The organism is Acidisarcina polymorpha (assembly GCF_003330725.1).
Classification (GTDB): Bacteria; Acidobacteriota; Terriglobia; order Terriglobales; family Acidobacteriaceae; genus Acidisarcina; species Acidisarcina polymorpha.
Genome location: NZ_CP030840.1, coordinates 3,027,679 through 3,054,057 on the forward strand (window position 1 = coordinate 3,027,679; position 26,379 = coordinate 3,054,057).

At 57.4% G+C, this 26,379-nt stretch carries 26 protein-coding genes and 1 pseudogene; 13 read left to right on the forward strand and 14 right to left on the reverse strand.

Going from position 1 to position 26,379, the window contains the following annotated elements; translation table 11 throughout:
- The first annotated feature begins 184 nt into the window (after nt 1–184).
- From ACPOL_RS33145 to ACPOL_RS12870, 3 genes are all read left to right on the forward strand, one after another.
- Nucleotides 185–421: a hypothetical protein gene (locus ACPOL_RS33145; protein WP_150132990.1), complete on the forward strand. Its 237-nt coding sequence runs from the start codon at nt 185–187 to the stop codon at nt 419–421.
- Nucleotides 400–825, forward strand: coding sequence for a hypothetical protein (locus tag ACPOL_RS12865; protein ID WP_114207421.1), 426 nt, complete (start codon nt 400–402; stop codon nt 823–825). The genes ACPOL_RS33145 and ACPOL_RS12865 overlap by 22 nt, the downstream gene beginning before the upstream one ends.
- Before the next feature lie 150 nt (nt 826–975).
- Entirely contained in the window at nt 976–1,776 is an 801-nt protein-coding gene (locus ACPOL_RS12870) for an alpha/beta hydrolase (RefSeq protein WP_114207422.1), read from the forward strand.
- A gap of 447 nt (nt 1,777–2,223) precedes the next feature.
- Here ACPOL_RS12870 and ACPOL_RS12875 read toward each other — a convergent pair whose 3' ends face one another.
- The 4 genes from ACPOL_RS12875 to ACPOL_RS12890 form a co-directional block, all read right to left on the reverse strand.
- On the reverse strand, nt 2,224–3,411 hold the full coding sequence (locus ACPOL_RS12875) for an IS91 family transposase (RefSeq protein WP_114210808.1): 1,188 nt from the start codon (nt 3,409–3,411) through the stop codon (nt 2,224–2,226).
- The gene (locus ACPOL_RS12880; protein ID WP_114207423.1) at nt 3,408–4,292 is read right to left on the reverse strand and encodes a tyrosine-type recombinase/integrase; all 885 of its coding nucleotides are present in this window, start codon (nt 4,290–4,292) and stop codon (nt 3,408–3,410) included. Before ACPOL_RS12880 ends, ACPOL_RS12875 begins: the two co-directional genes overlap by 4 nt.
- Nucleotides 4,293–4,437: 145 nt before the next feature.
- Nucleotides 4,438–4,860, reverse strand: a complete 423-nt coding sequence (locus tag ACPOL_RS12885) for a hypothetical protein (protein WP_114207424.1) — start codon at nt 4,858–4,860, stop codon at nt 4,438–4,440.
- Between the two features lie 12 nt (nt 4,861–4,872).
- The gene (locus tag ACPOL_RS12890) at nt 4,873–5,613 is read right to left on the reverse strand and encodes an alpha/beta fold hydrolase (protein WP_114207425.1); all 741 of its coding nucleotides are present in this window, start codon (nt 5,611–5,613) and stop codon (nt 4,873–4,875) included.
- Between the two features lie 87 nt (nt 5,614–5,700).
- On the opposite strand from ACPOL_RS12890, the gene ACPOL_RS12895 reads away from it, so the two are divergent.
- Nucleotides 5,701–6,273, forward strand: a complete 573-nt coding sequence (locus ACPOL_RS12895) for a TetR/AcrR family transcriptional regulator (protein ID WP_114207426.1) — start codon at nt 5,701–5,703, stop codon at nt 6,271–6,273.
- Between the two features lie 191 nt (nt 6,274–6,464).
- Nucleotides 6,465–7,688, forward strand: a complete 1,224-nt coding sequence (locus ACPOL_RS12900) for an FAD-dependent oxidoreductase (RefSeq protein WP_114207427.1) — start codon at nt 6,465–6,467, stop codon at nt 7,686–7,688.
- 397 nt (nt 7,689–8,085) lie between these two features.
- On the opposite strand, the gene ACPOL_RS12905 is transcribed toward ACPOL_RS12900, so the two are convergent.
- On the reverse strand, nt 8,086–8,433 hold the full coding sequence (locus ACPOL_RS12905) for a hypothetical protein (RefSeq protein WP_114207428.1): 348 nt from the start codon (nt 8,431–8,433) through the stop codon (nt 8,086–8,088).
- A gap of 242 nt (nt 8,434–8,675) precedes the next feature.
- Nucleotides 8,676–8,990 (reverse strand): putative quinol monooxygenase, encoded by a 315-nt coding sequence (locus tag ACPOL_RS12910; RefSeq protein ID WP_114207429.1) that lies wholly within the window; start codon nt 8,988–8,990, stop codon nt 8,676–8,678.
- 321 nt (nt 8,991–9,311) lie between these two features.
- Here ACPOL_RS12910 and ACPOL_RS12915 point away from each other — a divergent pair, with 321 nt between their 5' ends.
- Both ACPOL_RS12915 and ACPOL_RS12920 read left to right on the forward strand, forming a co-directional pair.
- Entirely contained in the window at nt 9,312–10,196 is an 885-nt protein-coding gene (locus tag ACPOL_RS12915; RefSeq protein ID WP_114207423.1) for a tyrosine-type recombinase/integrase, read from the forward strand.
- The gene (locus ACPOL_RS12920; protein WP_114210808.1) at nt 10,193–11,380 is read left to right on the forward strand and encodes an IS91 family transposase; all 1,188 of its coding nucleotides are present in this window, start codon (nt 10,193–10,195) and stop codon (nt 11,378–11,380) included. Before ACPOL_RS12915 ends, ACPOL_RS12920 begins: the two co-directional genes overlap by 4 nt.
- 764 nt (nt 11,381–12,144) lie before the next feature.
- Here the strand turns inward: ACPOL_RS12920 and ACPOL_RS12925 are convergent.
- Nucleotides 12,145–13,116, reverse strand: coding sequence for an aldo/keto reductase (locus ACPOL_RS12925; protein WP_236657450.1), 972 nt, complete (start codon nt 13,114–13,116; stop codon nt 12,145–12,147).
- Between the two features lie 153 nt (nt 13,117–13,269).
- Here ACPOL_RS12925 and ACPOL_RS12930 point away from each other — a divergent pair, with 153 nt between their 5' ends.
- Nucleotides 13,270–13,827, forward strand: coding sequence for a TetR/AcrR family transcriptional regulator (locus ACPOL_RS12930; protein WP_114207430.1), 558 nt, complete (start codon nt 13,270–13,272; stop codon nt 13,825–13,827).
- Between the two features lie 169 nt (nt 13,828–13,996).
- Here the strand turns inward: ACPOL_RS12930 and ACPOL_RS33150 are convergent, their stop codons facing one another.
- Nucleotides 13,997–14,158: a hypothetical protein gene (locus tag ACPOL_RS33150; protein ID WP_161557326.1), complete on the reverse strand. Its 162-nt coding sequence runs from the start codon at nt 14,156–14,158 to the stop codon at nt 13,997–13,999.
- Between the two features lie 25 nt (nt 14,159–14,183).
- Nucleotides 14,184–15,110, reverse strand: coding sequence for a LysR family transcriptional regulator (locus ACPOL_RS12935; protein ID WP_114210809.1), 927 nt, complete (start codon nt 15,108–15,110; stop codon nt 14,184–14,186).
- A gap of 155 nt (nt 15,111–15,265) precedes the next feature.
- Here ACPOL_RS12935 and ACPOL_RS12940 point away from each other — a divergent pair, with 155 nt between their 5' ends.
- The 3 genes from ACPOL_RS12940 to ACPOL_RS12950 all read left to right on the forward strand — a co-directional run bounded on the left by ACPOL_RS12940 (nt 15,266) and on the right by ACPOL_RS12950 (nt 18,103).
- Nucleotides 15,266–16,357: a Gfo/Idh/MocA family protein gene (locus tag ACPOL_RS12940; RefSeq protein ID WP_114207431.1), complete on the forward strand. Its 1,092-nt coding sequence runs from the start codon at nt 15,266–15,268 to the stop codon at nt 16,355–16,357.
- A gap of 105 nt (nt 16,358–16,462) precedes the next feature.
- Complete coding sequence (locus ACPOL_RS12945; protein WP_201759188.1) at nt 16,463–17,338, forward strand: alpha/beta fold hydrolase; 876 nt, start codon at nt 16,463–16,465, stop codon at nt 17,336–17,338.
- A gap of 39 nt (nt 17,339–17,377) precedes the next feature.
- On the forward strand, nt 17,378–18,103 hold the full coding sequence (locus tag ACPOL_RS12950; RefSeq protein ID WP_114207432.1) for a hypothetical protein: 726 nt from the start codon (nt 17,378–17,380) through the stop codon (nt 18,101–18,103).
- A 340-nt stretch (nt 18,104–18,443) separates the two neighbouring features.
- Here ACPOL_RS12950 and ACPOL_RS12955 read toward each other — a convergent pair whose 3' ends face one another.
- From ACPOL_RS12955 to ACPOL_RS12975, 5 genes and pseudogenes are all read right to left on the reverse strand, one after another.
- A complete protein-coding gene (locus ACPOL_RS12955; protein ID WP_114207433.1) occupies nt 18,444–19,070 on the reverse strand; it encodes a nuclear transport factor 2 family protein in 627 nt (208 codons plus the stop codon).
- 51 nt (nt 19,071–19,121) lie between these two features.
- Nucleotides 19,122–20,066, reverse strand: a complete 945-nt coding sequence (locus tag ACPOL_RS12960) for a quinone oxidoreductase family protein (RefSeq protein ID WP_114207434.1) — start codon at nt 20,064–20,066, stop codon at nt 19,122–19,124.
- Nucleotides 20,067–20,112: 46 nt separating this feature from the next.
- Nucleotides 20,113–21,482 (reverse strand): annotated as a pseudogene (locus ACPOL_RS12965) (aldehyde dehydrogenase family protein).
- Between the two features lie 171 nt (nt 21,483–21,653).
- On the reverse strand, nt 21,654–22,721 hold the full coding sequence (locus ACPOL_RS12970) for an MBL fold metallo-hydrolase (RefSeq protein WP_201759192.1): 1,068 nt from the start codon (nt 22,719–22,721) through the stop codon (nt 21,654–21,656).
- 179 nt (nt 22,722–22,900) lie between these two features.
- Nucleotides 22,901–24,502 (reverse strand): GMC family oxidoreductase, encoded by a 1,602-nt coding sequence (locus tag ACPOL_RS12975; protein WP_114207435.1) that lies wholly within the window; start codon nt 24,500–24,502, stop codon nt 22,901–22,903.
- A 491-nt stretch (nt 24,503–24,993) separates the two neighbouring features.
- Here ACPOL_RS12975 and ACPOL_RS12980 point away from each other — a divergent pair, with 491 nt between their 5' ends.
- Together ACPOL_RS12980 and ACPOL_RS12985 are read left to right on the forward strand one after the other, a co-directional pair.
- Nucleotides 24,994–25,179: a hypothetical protein gene (locus ACPOL_RS12980; protein WP_114207436.1), complete on the forward strand. Its 186-nt coding sequence runs from the start codon at nt 24,994–24,996 to the stop codon at nt 25,177–25,179.
- Between the two features lie 317 nt (nt 25,180–25,496).
- The gene (locus ACPOL_RS12985; protein WP_114207437.1) at nt 25,497–26,276 is read left to right on the forward strand and encodes an SDR family NAD(P)-dependent oxidoreductase; all 780 of its coding nucleotides are present in this window, start codon (nt 25,497–25,499) and stop codon (nt 26,274–26,276) included.
- Nucleotides 26,277–26,379 lie beyond the last annotated feature (103 nt).

Consider the following 26,379-nt stretch of genomic DNA (forward strand, 5'->3'; position numbering starts at 1 on the left):
CGGGTCGACAACGGATGAACCGAGGTTGATGAGTGTGTTAGCCACTTATCGTCAGCTGAGGGCTCCTGGTATGCTGCCCGGCGGGAGGGGCTTGATGCGCTCCGGGGTTGCCGTACGACCAACGCTTGCCATCTCAAGAGCAGCTCGGTGAAACCGTATGTCCTGGTTTGCTGTCTAAGTAGCCATGCGTATTCCGATCATCATCCTCCTCGGCGTGCTCGTGCTCTCCTCTATCCATGTTCGCTCGCAAACACCTCCCCAGTCGCCGCCTTCCGTTCACCAGATATTCGTCGAAGACCAGACGGACCAGCCCACCCATACGCCTCGAATCGATCCTTCTCCGGAACTTCTCCAAGCGTTCGATGACCGCGCGGCAGCGCGTCGTGCCGTGTTGCACCCATGCTCTCCCGCGGTGAAATAACGACGGGCAGTGATCTTTACGAAGGGGCGTTTGTATTCCAACACGGGGAGACCGCCCCCGACTACCTGCTCGCGCATGTACTCGCATTGGACGCCTTGACCAAGGGCTTTGTTCGCGCAAAATGGCTTTCCGCAGCAACGCTCGACCGTTATCTCCAACTCATCGGGCAGCCTCAGGTTTTCGGCACCCAATATCCGTTCGACCCTAAGCTCCCGCACCCGATAACGAATGGCGGCCGCTTTAGTGGACGGACGCGATCGCCCTTTGACGATTCGTTTCTGCCGACCTACCTTCGTAGCGACTTCTGCGTTCCTGACCTTGAGCAGCAGAAGAAGAATCTACAAACCCTCAACTCCGGAAGCTATCCGCGCGCGACGATGACGCTCCCCGGCTGCGAGCGTTGAGCCAGAACGCGGTACAAGGTTAGGGAGGACGTCATGAGTCGTCTAATAGCTTTCTTTGGTCTGCTGGCATTGGCTGTAACGAGCGCACGTACTATCACGGCGCAGGCAACGACATAGCCTTGTAAAACCACTGTCACCGGAACGCTTGATGTGCTTCCGTTAGAGAGCAAGGTGTACGGCGATAAGCGTCTTCTGCGGGTTTGGCTGCCCGATGGCTATTCTGTTGCTACCGCTTCCTCGAAGCGATATCCAGTGCTCTACCTTTTTGACGGACAATTTCTTTTTAACCGCTGCACCTCTCAGCCGTTCCCAGATGAGTTGCACATCGACGAAACCCTGACGCAGTTGATCGCCAAGAAGGCAGTGCAGCCGCTCATCGTGGTTGGAATCGATAACTCAGGCCCGGGCCGGCGCGAGGATGAATACTCTAGGTATGGTGCGATGCCGGACGCACCGCAGAGGCTGTCAGCGTTTATGACGAGAGAAGTCTTGCCTCTCATCGATGGGCGTTACAGGACTATTGCAGATCGCACTCATCGGGGCGTGGGTCCCTCATCGCTCGGTTCGCTGGCCGCATTGAGTCTTCTGCTGGACCAGCCGGATACATTCGGCTTGGGTTGGCTTGAAAGCACTTCGTTACAAAATGGAAATGGCAGGGTGCTCCAAGAAACCTCAACAATAGTCCAAGTGCCGTTTCGCGTCGCCATTGGAGTAGGCACGACGGAGGTACCGACTGCAGAAGCTGCCGCGCATGGCTTTCCTGATTTCGATGCAGCCTTAGTGGCGATGAGCCGGACGCTTGCAGAGAACATAAAGAAAAGCTTAATGAAGCATCCGGAGGTCAGGTTCACAATCGAGCCGGGAGGTCAGCATCAGTTCAGGTATTGGGGAGAGCGTTTTGGTCCCGCGGTGACGTTCCTCTTCCCCCTGGAGTCAGTCGCGTCGAAGTAACCGAATAACTCCCACATGCCATCGCTTTTCCTTGTTCAGATTATTCGTCTTCGTTGTGCCTCTTGAGGCATGCAAACCGCCAAGTCACGCGCCGCATTTACTGCCGAGAAGTCCTAGGGCTGTATCTGGACCGCACGTTTGAGATGGCTGGACCTAGAACAGTCCTGTTGGGGTGCGGTTCGGATACAGCGACTTGAAGGAAGCCGCTTTGTCCGGGGCCTCTGGTCTATGGGAGTTGGATAGGCTTGAGGCGCTTGTGGCAGGGATGAACCTGGTGGTCCTGGTGTTTTGGAAGCTCTTGAGGTGGGAGTGGATGGCCACCGAAGAGAGTCGGACGGTGAGTGCATCTGTCTGTTGTCCTCGAAGAGTGTCCTTGAGTGTTCGTTGTGGCGTAGGACAGGCAGGGATGGTGAGGCACCAAGCCGATTCGAGGATGAGGTTGGAGGTTCATGCGGCTTGCCTGCGCGGGAGCGGTGGAGGGCGAACCATCAGTTGAGCCAAGGTGAGCCGTTCGACGACGTGCATGATTGCGCCGCAGTGTGGACACTTCGGAAGAGCGGTGGATCGTGCAGGTTCTTGAGGGGCATGCGCTGGCAGTCCTGATGAGCGCTCGAGCAGGCTGAAGCAGAGCGGCAGCAACGTAGCACGTTGTCGGTTCGCAAGGAAGCCGAAGTTGCGGATGCGGACGAAGCCGCGAGGCAGCAGGTGCAACAGGAAGCGACGCAGAAACTCGTCTACAGGAAGGCTCATGACTCGCTTCCTGTTGTTGTGCGCGGAGTCTCTCCAGCGGAAGCTGACCTGGCCATCGGATAGAGCGACCAGTCTGCTGTTGGAGATGCCGACGCGATGGGTGTAAGCGCCGAGATAGCGCAGGGCATGTTCCGGTCCGCCGAAGGGACGCTTGGAGTAGACGACCCAGTCGTGACGAAACAGGATTCTGAGCCTGGCGGCGAAGCTGCGTGGCTGGGCAAGCGATGCGAGTTGGCCGTGGAACTCGAGCTTGCCTTCTTGGAATGCGGCCTTCAGGCCGGCGACGAACTTGCCTCGGAAGACACGCCCGAGCACCTTGACTGGCAGGAAGAAGGATCGTTGGGAGGAGACCCAACCGGCGTGATCCGGTGCGAGACCGCCGGCGGCGATGACGCAGTGGACATGCGGATGATGCTGCAATCTTTGGTCCCAAGTGTGCAGCACGCTGAAGAAGCCGATCTCGGCTCCAAGGTGTCGCGGATCGCGAGCGACCTCCAGCAGCGTGGCGGCACTGGCGCGAAACAGCAGTCCATAGATCAACCGCTTGTTCTGGAGTGCGAGTGGTGCCAGTTCGCGCGGCATCGTGAACACGGCATGGACGTAGCGCGTGGGCAGCAGCTCGCGTTCGCGCTGCTGGAGCCAGCGGATGCGGGCGTTGCCCTGGCACCTGGGGCAGTGTCGGTTCCGGCACGAGTTGTAGGAGATGGCCGTGTGCCCGCAGCCGGAGCACTGGTCGCGATGGCCCCCGAGAGCGGCAGTGCGGCACCGGGTGATCGCGGTCAGCACCTTCTCATGCTGGCCGTTGATCCACCTGCGGCTGCGTTCGACGAAGCCCTGCCCAGCGTAGCGAACGATGTCGGCCATCTCCACAGAGGAGCGGCTCAGGCGCTTCGTAAGGCTTCTCCTGGTGTTCCAAGCTGAAGGGTGTCGAGCGGGCTGGAGGTTGCACTCAGATGCTTGCTGGAGAGGTGAAGATAGATCGTGGTCTCTTCGAGATCGCGATGACCGAGCAGGACCTGGATCGTGCGTAGGTCGGCTCCAGCTTCGAGCAGGTGCGTCGCAAAGCAGTGACGCAGGGTATGCGGATGGATGTGCTTGTGCTCCAAACCGGCGCGGAGCGCGGCCTGCTGGCACGCTGTCCACAGCACCTTGGTGGTAACCGGCCGGCTCGACGTATGCCACCGGTTGCCGGGAAACAGCCACTCGCTCGGCTTGTGCCGAAGTCCGCGCCAGTAGGTGCGCAGCGCTTCGAGCAGCGCCGGGCTCAGCATCACGTCGCGGTCCTTGCGTCCCTTGCCGCCGCGGATGTGCACCACCATCCGCCGGCTGTCGATGTCGGTCACCTTCAGCCGAGCCACCTCTGCCCGTCGCGCTCCTGTGGCATAGAGCGTCATGACTAGAATGCGTTGGAACGGGGTCTCGGTCGCATCGATCAGGCGAGCCACTTCCTGCTGGCTGAGGATCTCCGGAAGATGCAGCACCTTCTTCGGATAGGGCGTCTCGGCGGCGCTCCAACCGCGCTTCAGTACCTGGATGTAGAGGAAGCGCAACGCAGCCAGCCGTTGCGTGACCGTGTTGGGAGCCAGCTTCCAGGTACGGAACATGGCTGCCTGATACTCCCGGATGTGATCCAGGCCGAGCTGATCGGGTGGACGGTGAAAGTGCCGCGAGTAGTGCTCGACGGTGCGGATGTAAGCGCGAATCGTGGACGGAGCGTAGTTGCGGCGCTCCAACTCTTCCAGCATGATCTGACGTAGATGGGTCACAGAAATTCCTCCTTCTCTGCGACAAACGCTAGATCATCACCCCAACTGCTGGCCCAGCGCACGCGAATGCGTCCGCCGCACAGCGGCTTAGTTCAAGTCGGCTTCTCGTCAGCGCTTTGCCGACGAGAAGCAGTTGCACATTCGATCACGCCTCCGGCTGGAATGTTGCGATGAATTCCCAGGCTTTGAGTGCGGCTTTACGGTGTGGTTCAGCTTTTTCAAAGTAGAGGGAGCTCTCGGTGATCTTTCGAAGGGCAGAGAAGTTTGCGTAGCGGACGACCGCTACTGCATCCCATTTCGGTTCGGCTGGTCCTAGGATCGTCGCAGCTACGGATCCAACGTACACGACCTCGATCCCTTCTATGCCGAGTTCCTGAGCAACATGGTTGAATGCAGGAGCGTACCGCTGAATGTAGGCTTCCATGCCGGAACATGGCTTCTCACTGGGATCGTCATACTGCGCTTCTCGGAAGAATTCCACGAGGTTGATCATGGTTACTGGTGTTCCGCTCGGGATCTTAGCTTCTGCGGCAAGGACGTTCTTGAGATCGAGTTTTAATGATGGCATTGATAGGCTCCTTTAATTCGACAACTGCTTATTAGCTGATTTCCAATGAGCTTCCAAGGCTTCAGCCACCTGTACACTCCGCTCCACGATGGGCCAGTGACCTGCATCGAGTCTCACCTCACGGTCGGCGCCGGCGTTCGATGCCAATTCGTCGGCGTACTCAGCGGGGCACGCTGTATCCTGCGCACCCCAAAAGACCAAGCCCGGTGAGCGCAGCTTTGAGAGATCTGGTTGCCATTCCTTTCCAACCTGAAGCGCTGAGCGATAAAGATGGAGAATGCACTCCCCCATCGTCTGGTCGATGTGACTGACGGCCTCCTCTGCAGAGTCGATTGGCAGCCCTGCTTCTACCATGAGCGCGGCTACGCTTGCAGGGTCGAGTTCTTTGAACCACTTTTCTCCCTCCCCAGACGTTTGCCATATTTTTGCGAGAGGATGCCACTCGTATTTCGCGCTGACCGGGCCACTGCCTGCCGCCCAGGAACGAATTAGGTCGGGTCGGCGCGTGGCCACGCGCATCGTCAAGATGCAACCCCAGTCGTGACCGACAAGGTCGACTGGCTCGCCGATCTCTTCCAGTTGGCGAATGATCCAATTCGCGTATTCTTCCTTTGTAGCTGTGAAATTTGTAGGGAGGGGCGCGTTGAAGCCTGGGAGAGCCAACGCAACAACGTCCTGTCGCGATAGATGCTTGCGGAGCGGATCCCACACCCGAAAGGTGTCGGGTACTCCATGGACGAATACAGCTGGCATGACTATTCTCCTCGCAAATGCCCTTAGCCTAGGCACCTACGACATTTAGACATTATGATGCAAAGTGTCGGAACTATGACTCACTAAATGCCGAAAAAGATCACCCAAATCGGAGCGGAGGCGCGAAGAGCTGCCGCAGTCGAGGCGGCATCTGTGGTATTCCTGCGTTATGGATACGCTCGTACCACAATGGCCGAACTCGCAGCTGCAGCAAATTTGTCACGACCGACGCTGTATGAACTATTTGCAAGCAAGGACGATCTTTTTGCAGCAGTGATCAATCAGCTAAGCCAACAGACCATTCAGCAGTACCGTGACATGCAGCCTAAGCTCAGAACGTTGCGAACGAAGCTACAGCATTTCTGTGGGGACTGGGCAACACACGGTCTTAAGCTGATCGAACGGCACCCGGATGCCAAAGATCTGTTCGATCTCAGATTTCCGGCCGTCCGACAGATGTATGAGGACTTCATACGTTTTCTTATTGAAGTCATATCGGATGAGAATCGCTCAACAAGTTTTCCAACAGAAAAAGTCGCACGAAATCTGGTCTTCTCGCTCCGTGGGCTGAAGGATGCAGCGTCAGACGTTAAGCACATGGAAGAATTAGTCAGATTACAGGTCGATGTCTTCCTCACGACACTAGCACCCCGGGAATAGCTAGCGACACGAGCACATACAAAGCGGCTAATTCTTCATACGTCCCCGTGAGGTGTAAGCTTGAGTTGGACGTGCGAAAGCCACGGCCCGGTAGGTAGTCCGGGCGACGCGAGAGCGTTCGTACAGGCATCGCTCCCTAAAAGGGTGCGGTCACCGGTACGTCCCTTCCTCTGAGAGGAGAAGGGACGTTTATGCCTCAAATCAAAGTACTCATCGTTGGAGCTGGACTTGGCGGTCTCTGCCTTGCCCAGTCGCTCCGCAAAGCCCACATTGATGTAGACATCTTCGAACGGGACTCGAGCCAGTGGGATCGTCCGCAAGGATACCGTTTGCACTTGGAAGCAGACGCGTTGAATGCGCTCCGCGAAGTGCTGCCCCCGAGTCTCCACCAACTCTTCGAAGCAACGGCTATGCGCACCGAGCCGTTCACTACCATTCTCAGGACAGACCTGAGCGTTGCCAAGCGCATTCCAACCGACGACGGACAGGATCCGCAGTACTGGCCGGAGTTCGTTTCGGACGAAAAGATTCACTGCAACGTGGATCGCGGAACCCTCCGCGGAATTGCGCTGATCGGGCTTGAGAGCTGCTGTCACTTCAACAAGCAGCTCACCAGCTATGAGTCCACGGCAGATGGTGTGGTAGCGACTTTCGCCGACGGCACCAGTGCGACCGGACACGTATTGATCGGTGCAGACGGTATTCATTCCGCCGTTCGTCCGCAGCGCGCACCCCAACTCAATACCATGGATGCAGGAGTGCAGGCCATCTACGGTCGCGTGCCTTATGAGCTCGCGGAGAAGCTGCTGCCTCCTGAGGCGTTGGAGGACATCTTCGGCATTGCAATTGGCGAGCGTAAGCTGTTCCTCGGCACGGGTGCGGTCAGATTTCCCACAAAACCAGATGTTGCCGCAAAGGAGATTCTCCGCTCGGCGACGCTTGAGCCGCGTGACAACTACGTGGTGTGCATCGTTGGTGGGCGGCATGAACTCTTTCCGCAGAGCCACCCCGAACTTCGCAGCGCTACGCCCAAGTATCTGCAGGCGGTCGCTGTCAAAATGCTTGAGGGCTGGCCGGAAAAGGCGCGAGACTTCGTCGGCGGTGGAGATAGCGAATCGTTCTTCATCGTTGGCATGTCCACGAGCGTGCCTGGAGTGCTGGACTCACCCACTAATGTGACCTTGCTAGGCGACGCAGTGCACGCCATGACCCCGACGCTGGGCCGGGGAGCGAACCTCGCGATGCGCGACGCGGCGTTTCTCGGACGGCAGCTCAAGACGGTTGCTAGAGGAGAGAAGGCGTTGGCGGAGGCACTCGGAACCTACGAACAGGAACTCTTGCGGTATGGCTTCGACGTTGTGCGCGAGTCGGTTGCGATGGGCCAGCAGCGAATGGGACAAAACCCGCTTCCATAAACGATCAGTGGTGTCCTGACTGCGGGCGTCATTCACTCGCCTGCAGTCAAATGGGCCATTACGGACCAATAGATCTAATCCTCAGGGGCTGGCGTTCACCGTTTTTCACGTCAGCCCCTGCCACATCTCACGGCCGACTTCGTGCTTCAGGCTCATTCAAAGCTAAAGATAGGATCACGATAGACTTGGAATCAACGACTCCACCGCAATCGCAAGGTCTGACCAGAGTGCTCGTTTCGGTATTCCTGATCGTAATGCCGGCTTCATCGGCTTCGGCATCATGGCTCCGTTGCTGCCCGGAAACGGTGTCTGGCGAACTTCACCCAAGGAGAAAATCTGTGGCCGTTGACAACTTCATCTTCTCCAAGCGCCAAGGCTAGCGAAGCTATAGGTGCGATCAGTAAAGGACGAAAGCACACGCCAAGTGCGCAATTGCACCAGCAGCAGCTCCCCCTATCATTCTTAGATTCTTTCTCTGGACAGCAATGAAGATGTCCGCAATTTGAACGAAGGCAGCAGCTATGAGTATTGACATGACAGCGACTCCGCCTCCCCAGAATGGCAACGCCCCGATTGCAAGCCCGAATGGAAGCGCGCGGGCCGCGTACATCCGTACGTAGAACTCTTCCCCTGCGGTTACCTGTCGCGAATTGGAGAGAGTGGCCGGACGAAACAGCGTGACTGCGGCCCACGCAGCCGAAGCGAGAGAAGCGATGAGATTGAACCATACGATTGTAGTTGTCATAAGGCCTCAGATCAGAGATATGCGTTGAACTACCGACTGGCTCGCTCTTGCCTCGGGCGGGCGATTCGACAGAAATTGACCACATTGGCGGTGATGGGTTTCCAACAACACTCGAAGAATTCGGGTGGACGCGATCAGGTTAGTCCTCAGAAACGCGCCTCGCGCCAGTCAGCGAGTCGGCGCGCCTACAGGGGCTCTTGAGCGGAAACTTCCGCTATCGCGACTTGCGAATAGCGGCCTCATTACACCTTAGTCCAGTTGGCGATTGTCGAGTACCAAGCCGGGATGCGCTCGATCCTCAGATCGGCAATCATTTTTTCAAAATCTGCGCGATAAGGCTTGCTCAGTTGTTCCTTCATGAAGGACTCTGGACTTTCGTTCCAGACTTCGTAGTTCAGAACGCTCTCGGGATCGCTTATGTCCTGCACTACGGAAGCCTCCACAAAGGTATCTTCCTTCACAATATTAGTGAAAATATCTTGAAGCTTTGCAAGAAACTCTTCACGTGCGGATGCCCCGATGCGGAAACGAACAACAAGCGTGATTCTGTCTTTCATAAAGCTCTCCTAGGTGCAAACGTCTGGCCGACTAGACCGGCCATTCTGAGCACTGATGTTCCAAAAGCGCTCCACTCTTCATTGCTTGGGAAACGACTCATTGTTTGGGAAACGACTACCATCCGCAGCGTAGATGGTTCGAACCGAGAACGCCGTTATGGTCAGTTGATACCGCCCAGCGGTCCAACGGGCAGCTCGGAGGCCGATCTCTTCCGCTACTGCGACTTGAACTAAGCCGCTGTGCGGCGGACGCATTCGCGTGCGCTGGGCCAGCAGTTGGGGTGATGATCTAGCGTTTGTCGCAGAGAAGGAGGAATTTCTGTGACCCATCTACGTCAGATCATGCTGGAAGAGTTGGAGCGCCGCAACTACGCTCCGTCCACGATTCGCGCTTACATCCGCACCGTCGAGCACTACTCGCGGCACTTTCACCGTCCACCCGATCAGCTCGGCCTGGATCACATCCGGGAGTATCAGGCAGCCATGTTCCGTACCTGGAAGCTGGCTCCCAACACGGTCACGCAACGGCTGGCTGCGTTGCGCTTCCTCTACATCCAGGTACTGAAGCGCGGTTGGAGCGCCGCCGAGACGCCCTATCCGAAGAAGGTGCTGCATCTTCCGGAGATCCTCAGCCAGCAGGAAGTGGCTCGCCTGATCGATGCGACCGAGACCCCGTTCCAACGCATTCTAGTCATGACGCTCTATGCCACAGGAGCGCGACGGGCAGAGGTGGCTCGGCTGAAGGTGACCGACATCGACAGCCGGCGGATGGTGGTGCACATCCGCGGCGGCAAGGGACGCAAGGACCGCGACGTGATGCTGAGCCCGGCGCTGCTCGAAGCGCTGCGCACCTACTGGCGCGGACTTCGGCACAAGCCGAGCGAGTGGCTGTTTCCCGGCAACCGGTGGCATACGTCGAGCCGGCCGGTTACCACCAAGGTGCTGTGGACAGCGTGCCAGCAGGCCGCGCTCCGCGCCGGTTTGGAGCACAAGCACATCCATCCGCATACCCTGCGTCACTGCTTTGCGACGCACCTGCTCGAAGCTGGAGCCGACCTACGCACGATCCAGGTCCTGCTCGGTCATCGCGATCTCGAAGAGACCACGATCTATCTTCACCTCTCCAGCAAGCATCTGAGTGCAACCTCCAGCCCGCTCGACACCCTTCAGCTTGGAACACCAGGAGAAGCCTTACGAAGCGCCTGAGCCGCTCCTCTGTGGAGATGGCCGACATCGTTCGCTACGCTGGGCAGGGCTTCGTCGAACGCAGCCGCAGGTGGATCAACGGCCAGCATGAGAAGGTGCTGACCGCGATCACCCGGTGCCGCACTGCCGCTCTCGGGGGCCATCGCGACCAGTGCTCCGGCTGCGGGCACACGGCCATCTCCTACAACTCGTGCCGGAACCGACACTGCCCCAGGTGCCAGGGCAACGCCCGCATCCGCTGGCTCCAGCAGCGCGAACGCGAGCTGCTGCCCACGCGCTACGTCCATGCCGTGTTCACGATGCCGCGCGAACTGGCACCACTCGCACTCCAGAACAAGCGGTTGATCTATGGACTGCTGTTTCGCGCCAGTGCCGCCACGCTGCTGGAGGTCGCTCGCGATCCGCGACACCTTGGAGCCGAGATCGGCTTCTTCAGCGTGCTGCACACTTGGGACCAAAGATTGCAGCATCATCCGCATGTCCACTGCGTCATCGCCGCCGGCGGTCTCGCACCGGATCACGCCGGTTGGGTCTCCTCCCAACGATCCTTCTTCCTGCCAGTCAAGGTGCTCGGGCGTGTCTTCCGAGGCAAGTTCGTCGCCGGCCTGAAGGCCGCATTCCAAGAAGGCAAGCTCGAGTTCCACGGCCAACTCGCATCGCTTGCCCAGCCACGCAGCTTCGCCGCCAGGCTCAGAATCCTGTTTCGTCACGACTGGGTCGTCTACTCCAAGCGTCCCTTCGGCGGACCGGAACATGCCCTGCGCTATCTCGGCGCTTACACCCATCGCGTCGGCATCTCCAACAGCAGACTGGTCGCTCTATCCGATGGCCAGGTCAGCTTCCGCTGGAGAGACTCCGCGCACAACAACAGGAAGCGAGTCATGAGCCTTCCTGTAGACGAGTTTCTGCGTCGCTTCCTGTTGCACCTGCTGCCTCGCGGCTTCGTCCGCATCCGCAACTTCGGCTTCCTTGCGAACCGACAACGTGCTACGTTGCTGCCGCTCTGCTTCAGCCTGCTCGAGCGCTCATCAGGACTGCCAGCGCATGCCCCTCAAGAACCTGCACGATCCACCGCTCTTCCGAAGTGTCCACACTGCGGCGCAATCATGCACGTCGTCGAACGGCTCACCTTGGCTCAACTGATGGTTCGCCCTCCACCGCTCCCGCGCAGGCAAGCCGCATGAACCTCCAACCTCATCCTCGAATCGGCTTGGTGCCTCACCATCCCTGCCTGTCCTACGCCACAACGAACACTCAAGGACACTCTTCGAGGACAACAGACAGATGCACTCACCGTCCGACTCTCTTCGGTGGCCATCCACTCCCACCTCAAGAGCTTCCAAAACACCAGGACCACCAGGTTCATCCCTGCCACAAGCGCCTCAAGCCTATCCAACTCCCATAGACCAGAGGCCCCGGACAAAGCGGCTTCCTTCAAGTCGCTGTATCCGAACCGCACCCCAACAGGACTGTTCTAGGTCCAGCCATCTCAAACGTGCGGTCCAGATACAGCCCTAGGACTTCTCGGGCTCAACGTCCGTTCTGCTGGCCAGAAGGCACTGACTTAATTGCAGCTTTCCCTTCGATCCCCGGAATCACCTGCGCTGAGGCTCAGAGCAGGTAAATGGACTCTTCTTTTGGCTGCAGCCGGGGTGAGCATTTTTGAATCATTCCAGAGTTTGAGCGCTCGCTGTTCGTCAAAGGACAGTTTAGAAGACCGCTCCCTGTTTCGGCCGCCGGTGTGATTCAAGTGAGGACTCACTCGATGAGCGAGTCTGTTCGTTTAGTAAGAACTTCTGGTCGCGCTAAACGGATTCTACGACCATAAGAAGAATGCGCGGATCCAGTTCCTTCCGGGGCGCGTTTCTGACCAGACCACCGAGGTTTACGGCGATACACAGGGGGTGCCAGACCGCGCACCGCGTTCACAGCTGCTCGTGGGGAGGTTTCAGGTCGCGGACGATTTGAAGCCAGTCGCGGCCTCTACGGCACGGGCCAACATCACCGGATCAGAAACTCCCTGATAGTCCATGCGTGGCGTATAAGGCAGTTCCAGCCGGGCAATTTGGTCGTCGGTCAGGTTCACTGAGAGCGCAGCGATGGCGTCGTCGATATGTTTCGCCTTAAGCGCGCCAACAATCGGCGCAGCCACGACGGGCTTGCTTCGCAGCCATGCCAAGGCGATGCTCGCCTGACCGACGCCGCACTCCTTTGCGATTGCCGTCAGCGCGTTAACGATCTCCTGGTCACTTTTTGCGTTGGTCTCATCCTTGTGGCCAGCAGCAGCTTCACTCTCTGATCGGAGCGTTGTCTCCCCCCAAGGTCGGGCAAGTATCCCTCGTGCGAGCGGACTGTACACGATCGTCTGGACGCCTTCGTCTGTGCAAAGCGGGAGCATCTCGCGTTCTTCTTCGCGCCCAAGGAGATTGTAGGTGTCCTGCAAGGAAACGAAACGCGCCCAGGCGTTCGCCTTCTGAAGGTGCAGCGCTTTACTGAACTCCCAAGCCTTCATCGAAGAAGCACCCAGATATCTGACTTTACCCATTTTCACTAAGTCGTGAAGTGCTTCCAACGTCTCCTCCCACGGAGTCAATTGATCCCGACGATGAATCTGGTATAGGTCCACGTAATCGGTTCCAAGCCTTCTTAGGCTGTGATCGATCTCCGTCATGATCGCCTTCCGTGAAAGCCCGATGGCGTTTGGACCATCATGGGTGGCAGCGGCAAGTTTCGTAGCGATCACCAGACTGTCACGGTTGGTGAACTCCTTCAGTGCTCTGCCTATGATTTCCTCGCTCCCTCCGTTCGAGTACATGTTGGCCGTGTCAAAGAAGTTAATGCCTGCTTCTATGGCGTGGCGGATGAGTGAGCGGCTGGCTTCCTCGTCGAGTGACCAGCTTGGATAAGCGTGAAGGCTCACCGAACCCCATGCAGCCGATACAGATTGGCGAGATGTCGAGACCGGTGCGCCCTAACTTTTTGTATTGCATAGATCCTCAGAACCGGCTACAAAGGGATAACTCTCCGGTTAGATTAGGAGCTTAGCGGAGAACTCTCCGCTTAGTCAAGGGCGATGGCAGACAAAGAGACATTACGTGCAGACGCGCAAGCAAACCGGGATCGCATCTTGGATGTGGCGCGCGATGCGCTAGCCGCCGATCCGGCTGCCTCCCTCAATTCGATAGCGAATACGGCGGGTGTTGGCGCAGGCACGCTATATCGTCACTTTCCAAGCCGTGAGTCTTTAGTACTCGGCGTGTATCGCAAGGAGATCGATACCCTCGTGGCGCTTGCTCCGGTACTCCTTAGCAAGCAGCCACCTTTACGCGCGTTCCGCAGTTGGTGTGATCGTCTCGCCAAATTCGGACGAATGAAATATGGGGTTGCAGACATCGTCCACGCCGCTACATCGGAGCAGGAAAACCAGGAAATCTACGGGCCTATGTTGGGTGCGGTCCATCAGTTGATGGAGGCCTGTGAGGGTTCAGGTGAGATCCGTCCCGGAGCGGATCCCGAAGACTTCCTTGTGCTTGTCGGACTACTGTGGCGAATCCCGCCAAACGCAGCCGGAGAGGCGCGTGTGAAAAGACTTCTAGCAGTTGCGTTCCGGGGGCTGGGAGCGAAAGACTAGCCCCGATACGGCTTGCCGGAAACTGGCGGTGCTCAACACAGCGCCTTAGCCTACAATTTCTGAAGTTTGGTGTAGGGACCCGTAAAGGGGGAGGTGCGTCCGACTATCCTGTCCCACCTGGCGCGATCTCGCGCACGTTGCCGTAGCAATGTGGAGGATCAGCGAGAGACTACGGTGCGAGGCTAGGCTCGCCTTTAAGCGGCAGATACTCGTGGATCAAGGAAATTGACATGCTGCCTTCGCCAACGCCGCTGGCGACGCGTTTGATGGAGCCGTGGCGAACGTCGCCGGCGCAAAATACTCCGGCCGCGCCGTCCTGAAAACCATGCATCTGCAGTTTTCGAAAATTTCTTTTCTTAGCTAAGTGGCACTCCAGACGGCTCATCACCATGAGTTTTCATGTGTTTGAGCACTCCGCTGAGCAGTAGCTTGACTGAAGCGTTCGAATTTTCGGAACGAAATGCGGCATCAATCGACGTCCGGGCTTGTGAGATCACCGGGATGAATACAACTCCAGGTACAGGAATAGCAGCAACACTTCTGGGAGCGAGTGAAACTCCCAATCCGGCCCCGATAAGCATTGCCATGGTGGTCCACTGAGGAGCTTCCTGGACAATATTTGGTTTGAATCCATGTGAAATGCACATGTCAATGGTCCGCTCATATGCGAGTTTAGCTAGGGTTGGAGGGAAGAAGACGAATGGTTCCTTCGCAAGCGACTCAGGCCTAATGCGTTTCTCCGCAGCAAGTGGATGCTGCTTCGAGAGGATGGCAACATAGGGCTCTCGAAGAAGCGTCTTCATGCTCAGGCCATCCATACCTTCCCCGTCGCGCATAAAGCAGATGTCCAGCATGCCTTCCGCCAGCTGACTTCTCTGCTGATTGACATGAAGCTCGCGAAGTTCCAGAGCGACATCAGGGTAGGCCCTTCGGAAATCCCCTATAGGAGTCGAGATGCGGTTCATCATGGCAGAACCGCAGAATCCAATCACAAGATTGCCTGCTTCTCCTCTCCCGATCTTCCGTGCAGTTTCAATAGTTGCGCTGAGATTCTGCTCAAGGCTCGCTGCTCGGCGCTGGAGGAAGACACCGGTCAAAGTCAGTTGCACTCCTTTGGGGTGCCGCTTGAAAAGAGGATGACCGACCATCCGTTCGATTCGCCCGATCTGTTGGCTTAGGTTTGGCTGGGCCACGCCCAGCTTGTTTGCGGCGCGTCCCACATGAAGCGTTTCGGCAACGGCCAGAAAGAGGCGAAGATGTCGCATTTCTAGTTGGTTGTTCATCACTCCCATCATATCGGAATGCCGGAAACGCATATTGGACGCATACTTGCGATTTAGTTAGCTTAGTAAAAGAGTCAACCACGGAGCGGCATCCTGGTCTTCGAGCCGCTGAACGCCAAAGCTAGAGACCACAAGGCAAGGGCGAGGGATTCGATATGGCAGAACCGTTAGGGGTAGGAATTATCGGCGCAAGCGCAGACCGCGGATGGGCGAAAATCTCCCACATACCCGCGGTACAGGGCCTTGCCGGATTGGATTTGGTAGCCGTAGCTTCAGGCAGCCAATCAAAAGCCGATGCCGCTGCGAAAGCCTTCGGGGCCACAAAGGGCTATGCAGACGGCAAAGACTTGATCAAGGACCCGGCCGTCGACATCGTAACGATTGCGGTAAAGGTTCCGGATCATCGGGGTTTGGTGCTCGCGGCGCTCAACGCCGGCAAGCACATCTATTGCGAATGGCCTCTGGGCCGCAACCTTGCCGAAACAAAGGAACTGGCGGCCGCAGCGAAGGCAGCAAAGGTTCATGCGCTCATAGGGCTGCAGAGTCGGCTGAATCCGGCAATGCTTCGTGCTCGTGCCTTGCTCTCGTCAGGGGCGATCGGCCGCCCGCTCGCCGCTCGAGTCTTATCGACCACGGCGGCCTTTGGGCCGAAGGTGGAAGCGGGAATGGGCTTTAGCGAGGAGGCCGCAAATGGTGTCACGCTGCTGACCATCCAGGGCGCGCATACCCTGGACTTTGCCATTGCCGTACTGGGCCCCTTTGAGGACCTTACCGCCTTGGCGACGACGCAATTTCCGCAGGTTGCGGTCGGCGAGTCGAAGACCGAACAGGCCAGGTCAACGCCCGACCACCTGCTTACACAGGCTCGTTTCGGTGCCGGGGCTGCACTGTCTCTGGAAGTAGCTGGTGGCCGGCAACCCAAGGCGGTCACACTGCGCTTGGAAGTAGATGGGGAGGACGGTTCGCTGAGTCTGGACGGCGGCGCGGTGCGCGGATTCCAGTCGGGAAGGCTCACGGTCAGCTTGCGAGGCGAGCCCGAATCGGTCGATGAAGGCGAGGTCAGTGCAATGTCGGCACAAGCTGCTAATGTCGCTGGTATGTACGTCGCGTTGCGGAACGACATTTTCTCAGGGACTTGGACTGCTCCTGACTTTCAACACGCGGTGCGGCTGGCCAAGCTGCTCGATGACGTAACGGCGTCGTCCCAAAGCGGTTCTCGCAAACCGGCTCTCGATTGGCCAAGTTAGAGGCGAAGGGCCCTTACAGATCCCCGGGAACGTCAACAACGCCGTTCGGAACGCCTGCTTTGTGTCTTCTAGATAAACCCATCCTACTGAGCGAAGGAAGTGATTATGGCAAACATTCAGTCGGACTCTTGCCCGATGACTTTCGGTAGGGCCGATGTCAATGGCATCCGGATATATTACCGGATGGCCGGCTCCGGCGAACCTGTCGTGCTTCTGCATGGCTTTCCCGAGACATCAAACGCCTGGCGCAAAACCATGCCCGCGTTGGCGGAACACTACACCGTCCTCGCGCCCGACCTTCGAGGGTTCGGCGCCTCCGACCGGCCGGATACTGGCTACGACAAGCGAACGGTAGCCGAGGATGTGCACCAGCTCGTTCATCAACTCGGGCTTGGTCCGATCAACCTCGTCAGTCACGACGTCGGGATGATGGTTGGCTATGCCTATGCTTCCGCGTTTCCGTCCGAGGTGAAGCGCCTAGTCTTGATGGAGGCCGCCCTTCCGGGTCTCGGTCTCGAAAAATTGTATGACGCCGACAAGTACCCGCGCATGTATCACCTGCCGCTCTTTGAGGCGCCGAACGGGCTTGCCGAAGCATTGATTACCGGGCGCGAGAAGATGTTCGTCTGCCATTTCATGCGGCAGCAGGCCTACAACGCCGCCGCTCTTGAGGATGACGTGCTGGACGGTTATGCAGACCGGCTTGCGGCACCCGGTGCGTTGCACGCAGGCATCGCTTACTTCCGCGCGCACAAGATCGACGCAGAGCACAACCGCGTGAACGCCAAGACAAAGCTGCCGATGCCGGTGCTGACGGTCGGCGGTACCGCGAGCTTCGGTGCGGATCTTGAGGGCGAAATCCGTCCCTTAGTGAAACGCATGCGAGCCGTGATGATCAAAGATTGCGGCCACTACCTGGCCGAAGAGCAGCCGGAGCGCCTCGTCGAGGAACTTCTGCGCTTCTTCCGCGAAGAAGCCTAAGGATCGCAATGCTGTTCATTGATTGAAACGGAGAACATCATGTTGGACAGTATTGGATTCTTGGCTGCGGCCATGATCGGTACACAGAAGCTCTCGAATCAGGACATCCTTAACGACGAACTTGCGAGATCGCGCCACGCGCTTACTTATCTGAAGCAGAAGATCGGCAACGACGCTATGCGAGAACTCCTAAGAGATGATCTATTGACGATGACCGCCCGCGTGCGAGATTGGGTCAAAGCATCCGCAGGCGCGTGGCAAACGGGTGCGGTCGAGCTGCTTGTGCCTGGTCCTAGCGCGTCTGGTTTTCGGCAATGGTATGCCAATGCCATGTCGGAGAGTTGGGAGGTTGAACTGCGTGCCGGCCATCCCGAACACTTCATCAATCATCCCGTGAGCGACAGCATTGAGGTGATCGAAAACGTTGGCGAAACCGAACTGCCGTGGCACATTTTCTATCGCCGTCTAGCGGAAGAAGCGGAGGTTCCATCCGCGTGGGATCAGCGATTCCCGGTCCACTTTGCTGCGGAGATCGTAGATGCGGAAGGAACGCGGGTCGGTTATTCCATGCGGGAATTCCATGACGACAAGGACGGCCTGCACATGAAACTCACGAGTCATCTGCCGCCGCAGCGCCGCCTGAACTGCTGCAACGGCACCTGCACCACTTCAGCATTGAATACCGTAACTGGGCGAGCTTCGCCCACAAAAAAGTACAGCTGCCCGTTCGTACGCCAACAACAACCGACTAGCGAGCGAGGGTGATCCCCATGGCCTATGAGAGCGTCAATCCATTCACCGAACAGCTTCTGAAGTCCATCCCGGAACACTCAGAAGCTAAACATCGAGCAAATCCAGGATCTGGCCTATCGGGACACCTAACGCGGGTTCTCGTTTGACCAATCGCCAATGACTCGCCTTCGGCATTAAAGACGGAAAGCAGCCAATAACAGAGCTCCCGCATGGACGGATGGATAGAGAATAGGTACAGCGCTCGGTGTATCGACCAGACGAAGCAAGGGGTCACCCTTTCCAGATCCGCGGGCAGCGTCTGGACGCGGATGTGCAGTATCCCGAGAATCGGTTGGCTCTTCGATACTCCCGGTTAGACCCAAGAGACACTCCAGAGGTCGAAGTCAGCCTGAGAAAGCCATTTGTCTCCGCGACGGTAGAGTTCTTCAACCTCCGCCCCTTTGAGGCCAGGCATGGATTTCTTAACGTCATAACCGACGCGAGTCTGGAGATAGGCTAGATAACGATAGCCCTCTGGAAAGCTCATGAGCAGATCCTGATCGAGATGTAAGGGGGTGCCTGGGTCTACGGGGTCCATTCGATCCTTCTCATAGATGGGCTGGCGAAGGACAAAACCCCAACGACCGCTGCGCCGCTCGAAAAAATCGTAGAAACGCCCCGTACAGACAACGTCGCAGAGTACACCGTCGACAAGTCCTCTTTGCGAGATAGTCATCTTGGTCTGTGCGACGGCGCGGTCACCCGCGAGATCGATTGTCGAGCCGCCAAGGAAGTGGAGAATCACAACTCCTTTGCTCCAACCCTCCTTGTTAGCTTCGATGAACTCGTCCGCAGTGCCTTGGAACCACGTGGCCATCATGCGGCCATCATTATGCCACACAGTGCGGAAGCGCTCCCAGCGGCCAGCATCGCGCCAGAGAGCCCAGTTCTGTATCAACTCAGTCAGTTGCTGTGTATTGTCAGCTTGATTTTGGGTCATGTGTTCCTCTCGCTCGCGTTGAAGCAGTGCTTCGTTTGTGGGTTGCGCGATCTACGAAACCATTCGCAAGATCTGCTTCTTCTGTTTGGCCTTGCTTACAACGGCCGTATAGACGCTGACCGCATCTGAAAACGGGGACTCGTCGAACTCAGGAGGCATCAAGGCACCTGACTCGAAACCGGGACGCATTGCTTCTAGCATGCCGGCAATCTGCGAATCACTCAGCTTCATAGTGTCAATGCCTATGAGCTTCTTGAGTTCGTGGTAGAAGTCCGTCAAGTTGAAACTCACACGGCCATCGCCAGCGGCTGTCAACGCAATCTGTCGACCTCCTCTTTTAAGCGACTCAGCACATTCTTCGAATAAGGATCCGACGCAGTCGATGGATATATCGACCCCCTTGCCGCCTGTCAGTTCCTTGATCTGAGCGCTCAGGCTGTCGCCCTGTTGAATCACAGCCTGGTCTGCTTCCGTTTTCTGATCCGGACGAACGAGGCCAAATACGCGAGCTTTCTTCCAGCGCGCAATCTGAATGACAGCCCGACCGACCGAGCCCGCCGCACCTGTAACAAAGACTGTTTCTCCCGGAAGCACTTGAGCCGCTTCGAGGCCCATCCAAGCCGCCAAGAAAGGGATACCGATGGCTGCCGCCTCGCTCATGGAAAGATGCCCGGGTTTCAGTGCCAACGCGTCCATCCGAACGGCAACATATTCTGCATGGGTTCCGTCGCGTACCACCCCGAATCCAGCGCCACTACCCCATACGTGCTCACCGAGATGCTTTGGGCCCTCGACTACCACGCCCGCAAAATCCCGGCCCGGAATCCGTGGCAAGGTTGCGTGGAAGACTCCGGCAACGTTCTTGATATCACTGGGATTGATAGCCGAGGCATGGACTTGCACCAGCACCTCATCTGATTTCAATTGAGGCTTCGGTAGATCAATCGATTGAAGAACGGACGGCTCGCCGTAGCTGTTGAAACGGATGGCTTTCATCGTTACTCTCACGACCCTTTCTGGTTGCAGAAGTCAGTTATCCGGGCTACTGAGAAACAGTTCCGGGTTTCATGGAGATGTGTTTGTACTCGATGAAATCGTCGAGCACGGCCACGCCGCGCATACGACCCTGGCCGCTCTGCTTAAAGCCGCCTTCTTCGAACTGGTCGTATAGGACTGCCCAATCGTTCACCCAACGGTGCCCGAATCGAGTTCGCGTGCGACGCGCAGAGGGCGATCAACGTCGCGTGACCAGACACTTGCGCAGAGCCCAAACTCACTGTCGTTGGCAAGGCCGATCGCTTCCTCTTCCGTGTCGAAGACCTGCATGGTAAGTACAGGACCGAAAACTTCTTTCTGCACGATTTCCAACGCCGAGGTGGTGACCTCGAGTAAGGTTGGCTTGTAGAACGCACCCTTCGCCAACGCACCATCACGAATCGGGCCGCCGCGCAAAATCACTTTGGCTCCCGCCGCGATGGCATCCTCGACCATTTTGTCGATGCGTTCGACGTTCGGCTTGTCGATGATAGGGCCCATTTGGCTGGTTGGGTCAGTGGCCGGCCCGACGATTACGGCGTCAAGCTGTTTGGCAAGCTCGACGCGCACACGGTCTGCGATCTTACGATCGACCAGAACTCTACTGATCGTCATGCAGAACTGACCGGTGAACACGGTGAGGGCGGTGACCAACGCGGGGATCGCTGCATCGAGGTCTGCATCGGCAAACAGGAGCATGGGTGACTTCCCGCCGAGTTCCAGACCAAGACGCTTCAGGTCTGCGGAGGCATCGGCGGATATGGCGCGGCCCGTCTTGCTACTGCCGGTGAAGCTGATGACCGGCACGTCCGGCGAGATGATGATGGCGTGACTGACATCCTGACCGCCCGTGATGATATTCACGACGCCCTTGGGCAGACCTTCCACTTCAGAAATGACCTGAGCCAGCAACGAGTTCACCTGCGCGGTCTGCCGCGGCAGCATCATGACCACCGTTGCACCCGCGGCAAGCGCCGGCGCAAGCGAGCGTACGGAAAGAGCCACCGGCGAGTTCCATGGGGCGATGATGCCCGCCACACCCGCGGCTTGCCGAATGACCATGTCGAGCGAACCCGGCTGAATCTCGGCGACTCGGCCGTGGTCCGTCAGCGCAAGTGCCGCATTGAAGCGAAGCGTGTGAGGGACGATGCCGGTTTCAAAGCGTGCGTGTGCCGTAACTTTGCCGACCTCCGCTGAAACGGCCGTAACAATTTCCTCCGCGTGGCGCTCAAACGCGTCGGCCATGGAGTTCAGCACCCTGGCACGCGCAGAACGATCTGACTTCCACGAGGTCTTTTTGAAAACCTCCTTGGCGACCTTGATCGCCTGGTTGGCGGTTTCGACTCCGCCCGAGGAGTAGGTTCCGATAATCTCCATCGTTGCGGGATCGACACTGTCCCGATGATTGCCAGCGTCGACCCACTCTCCGTTGATCCAGTGCAGCGCGATCTTCTTTTCGGTCAGTCGGGGACCTTTCTTCGATGGCCGGACCAGTCATCAGCGCTGGGCCGCCCCGTTCATCCTGTTCGCGACGCTTGAGCGGCGAGCTTAGAAATAGAATTTTGGCGGATGGATGTTGCCACGTTTGACATAGCCGTTGTGGTGACGCTCCAGCCGCGTTTTCTCGACCACGTAGAAGGCGTTGTGCTTGGTCATCACGTCCGCACCGTTCAGCCGCTCCGTCCACTTTTTGCCGTTGGATGTGACCTTGTCCAATATCTTCTTGGTGACAAAATTGGCGCAGGCATTGAAGTAGTTTTCTTCGATAGCACGGAAGGCTGCGCGATACTTGCCGGTTCCTAACTGCTTGACGAAGTACTCGAAATCGATGGTCTCGAGCGCCTCTCGCGAGTAGTCCACCAGATCGTGCATGTATTCACGGCCTTCGACCACAGCGTCACGTCCACCAATCTTGGAGACATGGCCGGAGATGACGGTGTCAAAGTCGTACGCAAGCACCTGGTCGAATGCATCGACATAGCCGCTCATATTTTCTGAGGAGTCGCAATCGCGAAAGGTGATCCAGCCCGGACTGGCGATATCGATGGCTGCAAGGACCTTCGGTTTAGGGACGTAGATGAAGATGTTTCCTTCGCAGTGGTTCTGTCCCTTGTAGGAAAGCTCGATTTTCACTCCATTGATATCCAACGTCGCGTCTTTCGAGAAAGTCTCGTTCGGCACAGGACGGTTTGGATCGGGAAATCGTTCGAGGAGATCTCGCGTCTTTTCATGGCCGATCCGCTTCACCTTATCGCCAAAGATGACCGCAGCACCTACATGATCCGCGTGCCAATGACTGTAGATGAAATGAGTAACAGGTTCATCCGTAGTCTCCTCAATGGCGGCGAGGAGATTTTCTCCTAGGGCGGGCGGCGCGTCCATAACAACTACCCCAGCACCTGTTCGGATGAACATGCAGTCGTACCAGCCCGATGTGACCCAGTAAAGACCATCCTTGACTTCTTCTACGTGATAGCCTTTTTTGATTCTATCTTGCATAAACAAAGCGCCGTGCGATGATTCCGGTGGCGGTGCGAAATCTTCCACCTTGTTGTACCCAACACCCAAATGTCTTAGATCTTCAACCAGCCAAGAAGGCTTAATCTCATTCGCCATTTCATTTCTCCTTGTCCTATCCCCCACATGCAGGACGGATTCTGTTTCGCATTATCAGAAGGCCGTACTGCGGCCTAAATGGGTTGAGTTCACTAAGTATGTGCCGCGAGTCCGGGCGGTGCCTTGGGTTCACTTCACAGATCTTGCCGTTACGACGCTCGCACTTCCTCTTAGCGGTTTCATTCCCGCTGTTCGCGGATTAGCGCACAGGCGCGTTCAGCGATAAAAACCACGGGTGCCATCGTATGACCGCGAATCGTAGATGGCATGGCGGACGCGTCGACGACCCGTAGACCCCCCGTGCCCATTACCCGCAATTCAGAATCCAGCACGGCGTCGGGGTCATCCTTGTGTCCCATTCGCGCCGTGCCGACTGGGTGAAACATGGAAGCCGCATGGTTTTCAATTCTGGAAATAATCTCTTGGTCAGTCGCATCCACCGAGAGTTCGCAACTGGCCGTATAAGGTGCGAGAGAGGAAGACTTCGCCAAGCTCAACGCACGGCGGACGCCGCCAATCAGTGCTGGAAGGTCATGAGGATTACTCAGGTAGGCGGGGTCGACCAGGGGCAAATCGTGTGGATCATTGGACGCTAGCCGGACATACCCGCGACTTCTTGGATCCACATGGGACACGAGGAATTCGAATCCGCTCACGTCCTTGCCGGCTCTCAGGCTCTCGGGAGGGTTGACGTGAAAGAGAAGCTCAATATCCGCAAGCGGCATGGCCTTGTTGGAGCGCACAAAGGCTATGCAGGGATTGGGATTGTCGGCAAGCGGTCCATACCCCGTGTGCCGCCAAGACTCGCACTGTTTTGGATCGCCGGCGTCGGGATAAACCGGCGCGATTCCGCCGGGCTTGAAGGCAGCCCATCCAAACTTAGTAGCAAGGTGATCGATTAGATTCGCCCCGACCCCTGGAGAATCTACGATGGGTACGATACCGTGGCTGCGGAGATGCTCACCTGGCCCAATCCCTGATGTCATGAGGATGCGGGGTGAAAGGAAAGCACCGGCGCAAAGGATAACCTCTGCGGAAGCTCCGACCGACTCAGTGACGCCGTCGCGTTCAAACACCACGCCTGTTGCGCGCTTGTCTTGCATGGTGACATGCGTCACTGTTGCAGAAGTAATAAGTTTAAGATTCGAGCGCACGCGCGCAGGTGCAAGATAAGCTTCGGCGCTATTCCGACGCCGCCCCCGAGGGAAGATAGTCTCCCAGCGATCGAAGCCCTCCAAATGGACGCCGTTGTGATCCTCGGTCTGACCGATGCCCGTTTCGAGACACGCCTGCCGGAAGGCCTCCGTCATCCCGCTGACAAGAGGTGTGTCCTCGAAGACCATCGGGCCGTGACGGCCACGACCGCCCGACTCTGGCCGCCCGCTCGTTTCGATGGAGATGTATGTCGCGCTCGCGGTTGCCCAGTCCCAACCCGTTGCGCCTGCTGCGGCCCACCGGTCATAATCTGCAGCGATTCCGCGCGACCAGGAGCCCACATTGATTGCTGCCGATCCTCCGATTACTCGACCGCGCGGCTGATCCACCCTTTGGCCTTGCAGGTTTCTCTGCGGGGTGGTCTTGAAGCCCCAATTCGTATCTTTCGCCCACATCGCGTGAGCCCCTGTAGCGAAGTACGATTCCTCGTAGTCGTTGTCACGTCCAGCTTCGATGAGTACGACCCCCACGCGGGGATCTTCGCTGAGCCGTGCCGCGACAACGCAGCCGGCCAGCCCTCCGCCAACAACAACATAATTAAAGGTCTCACCGCTAATATGGGTCATGGTCGCACATCAATTCGTGTCTTCGACATATGTTTCTCTCGGGCGGGTGAATTTTGCTAAATCATTTGCTGTAATGAGTCCGGATGCCGAACTGGCACGATGTTCGTCGGAAGTCGAATCCGTTACTGAGCAATGCGGCACAGTTTCATCGGCAAACTGCACTATGGCCGTACGCCATCTATGACAACGCCGTCCTCGACCCATAACCGACCCACACATCAGTAGTGCTCTGGACCGCCTTCATGCCCTCGCCCGCCGCGAGTTTCCAAGACTTCTAGCCCACTTCGCATTTGAGGTCGTGAAGGTCTCCTGCAAAAATTTGGGGAGCCGTTGCCGGCTCCCCATTGGGTCTACGCTGCAATTTTCCTTCTTGCAGGGCGTCGCCTTCTTCGCGGTAGTCTTCGGCCCCTTAATGACTGTGGATCTTTAATCCAGTTCCAACGCTAAGGTTGGGCAGCATATGAGACTCTAACCTAGCCGTTGAAGATTCAATGCTCTGGGAGGGTCTGGCCGAGGGTCCAGCCGTAAACAAAGCGGCTCGCACGGCTCCCTATCAGCGCACGGTTGCGATCTTTGCCGAAGCCCAACGGGACGGCACACTGAATGACGATCTTCACCCGGCAAAGCTGGTCTTTCTACTGATTGGACTGGCTGCATGGTGGGTTGCCGTACCTTAGTTGCCGCGCATGGTCACAGGCTCGGATGGCAGTGCTCCAACCGTACCAAGCCTACGCCGGGCCTCTGTTGTGAACGTCGCCCAGCATCTGGCCTCCGCACAAGCGTAAGGAGCCGCCGCCTGATACTGGAGGGAAGTCATTTGCAGTTACCGCCCTTAAACTGAAGATGAGAGAAGTGTCGGCGACTCCGATCACACTTACTGGCAGCATAGTTTCCATGGGCCAGCTTTTTCAAAGCTGAGCACAATTGGTCACATTCAAAACGAAGGGCTCGTTACCATCGGATTGCAGCCGTATGCAACTCACAGGAGCCGAGGATGTCCGAAACAAAAGTGGTGAATACACCTCAGAAGATTGCCATCGTAACCGGCGGAAGCCGAGGACTCGGGCGTAATACAGTGTTGAACCTGGCTCGGCGCGGCGTACATTCAATCTTTACCTACAACTCCAATCGTGCAGAAGCCGAAAGCCTTATTCACGAGGTGAGCGAAGCCGGAACAAAGGCCATTGCATTGCAGCTCGACGCCGGGAAGATCACCACCTTTGACCCGTTCGTGCAAAGCGTCTCAGCAGCCCTGAGGGAGATGGGAGCCGAGCGCTTCGATTATCTCGTCAATAACGCTGGCACTTCGCATCACGCGCCATTCGACAAGGTGACTGAAGAAGACCTTGATAGCCTGTACAACGTTCACTTCAAGGGGGTGTTCTTTCTCACGCAGAAGCTGTTGCCGCTGATGAACGACGGCGGAAGAATCGTCATGATCTCTTCCGGACTGACCCGATTCGCGTTTCCAGGAAGTGCTGCCTATGCCTCGATGAAAGGCGCTGTCGAGGTGCTCACAAGATACCTCGCAAAAGAACTCGGTCCACGCGGCATTGCGGTAAACACCGTGGCTCCCGGCGCTATCGCGACGGATTTCAGCGGTGGCATGGTGCGTGACAACCCCGCGGTCAACAAGCAGATCGCCGGGCTGACGGCATTGGGACGTGTCGGGCATCCCGACGACATCGGGCCCATGATCGCTTCGCTTCTTTCCGAGGAGAATCGCTGGGTGAACGCTCAGCGCATCGAGGTATCGGGTGGAACGCTGATTTAGCAAATCGCTAGGACCTTTGCTCGTCTCTGCCACCAGGCTGAAGGGAGCTGCGGCAGATTTAGTTTCCCCTTGACCACATGTCCCTCGAAAAACGTAGTGTTAA

What these genes read in the sequence shown, in the direction of transcription:
- ACPOL_RS33145 (WP_150132990.1), top strand. Translation starts at nt 185, where the DNA reads ATGCGTATTCCGATCATCATCCTCCTCGGCGTGCTCGTGCTCTCCTCT.
- ACPOL_RS12865 (WP_114207421.1), top strand. Translation starts at nt 400, where the DNA reads ATGCTCTCCCGCGGTGAAATAACGACGGGCAGTGATCTTTACGAAGGG.
- ACPOL_RS12885 (WP_114207424.1), bottom strand. Translation starts at nt 4,860, where the DNA reads ATGCCATCATTAAAACTCGATCTCAAGAACGTCCTTGCCGCAGAAGCT.
- ACPOL_RS12890 (WP_114207425.1), bottom strand. Translation starts at nt 5,613, where the DNA reads ATGCCAGCTGTATTCGTCCATGGAGTACCCGACACCTTTCGGGTGTGG.
- ACPOL_RS12895 (WP_114207426.1), top strand. Translation starts at nt 5,701, where the DNA reads ATGCCGAAAAAGATCACCCAAATCGGAGCGGAGGCGCGAAGAGCTGCC.
- ACPOL_RS12900 (WP_114207427.1), top strand. Translation starts at nt 6,465, where the DNA reads ATGCCTCAAATCAAAGTACTCATCGTTGGAGCTGGACTTGGCGGTCTC.
- ACPOL_RS12905 (WP_114207428.1), bottom strand. Translation starts at nt 8,433, where the DNA reads ATGACAACTACAATCGTATGGTTCAATCTCATCGCTTCTCTCGCTTCG.
- ACPOL_RS12910 (WP_114207429.1), bottom strand. Translation starts at nt 8,990, where the DNA reads ATGAAAGACAGAATCACGCTTGTTGTTCGTTTCCGCATCGGGGCATCC.
- ACPOL_RS12930 (WP_114207430.1), top strand. Translation starts at nt 13,270, where the DNA reads ATGGCAGACAAAGAGACATTACGTGCAGACGCGCAAGCAAACCGGGAT.
- ACPOL_RS33150 (WP_161557326.1), bottom strand. Translation starts at nt 14,158, where the DNA reads ATGCATGGTTTTCAGGACGGCGCGGCCGGAGTATTTTGCGCCGGCGAC.
- ACPOL_RS12935 (WP_114210809.1), bottom strand. Translation starts at nt 15,110, where the DNA reads ATGAACAACCAACTAGAAATGCGACATCTTCGCCTCTTTCTGGCCGTT.
- ACPOL_RS12940 (WP_114207431.1), top strand. Translation starts at nt 15,266, where the DNA reads ATGGCAGAACCGTTAGGGGTAGGAATTATCGGCGCAAGCGCAGACCGC.
- ACPOL_RS12945 (WP_201759188.1), top strand. Translation starts at nt 16,463, where the DNA reads ATGGCAAACATTCAGTCGGACTCTTGCCCGATGACTTTCGGTAGGGCC.
- ACPOL_RS12950 (WP_114207432.1), top strand. Translation starts at nt 17,378, where the DNA reads ATGTTGGACAGTATTGGATTCTTGGCTGCGGCCATGATCGGTACACAG.
- ACPOL_RS12955 (WP_114207433.1), bottom strand. Translation starts at nt 19,070, where the DNA reads ATGACCCAAAATCAAGCTGACAATACACAGCAACTGACTGAGTTGATA.
- ACPOL_RS12960 (WP_114207434.1), bottom strand. Translation starts at nt 20,066, where the DNA reads ATGAAAGCCATCCGTTTCAACAGCTACGGCGAGCCGTCCGTTCTTCAA.
- ACPOL_RS12970 (WP_201759192.1), bottom strand. Translation starts at nt 22,721, where the DNA reads ATGGCGAATGAGATTAAGCCTTCTTGGCTGGTTGAAGATCTAAGACAT.
- ACPOL_RS12975 (WP_114207435.1), bottom strand. Translation starts at nt 24,502, where the DNA reads ATGACCCATATTAGCGGTGAGACCTTTAATTATGTTGTTGTTGGCGGA.
- ACPOL_RS12980 (WP_114207436.1), top strand. Translation starts at nt 24,994, where the DNA reads ATGCTCTGGGAGGGTCTGGCCGAGGGTCCAGCCGTAAACAAAGCGGCT.
- ACPOL_RS12985 (WP_114207437.1), top strand. Translation starts at nt 25,497, where the DNA reads ATGTCCGAAACAAAAGTGGTGAATACACCTCAGAAGATTGCCATCGTA.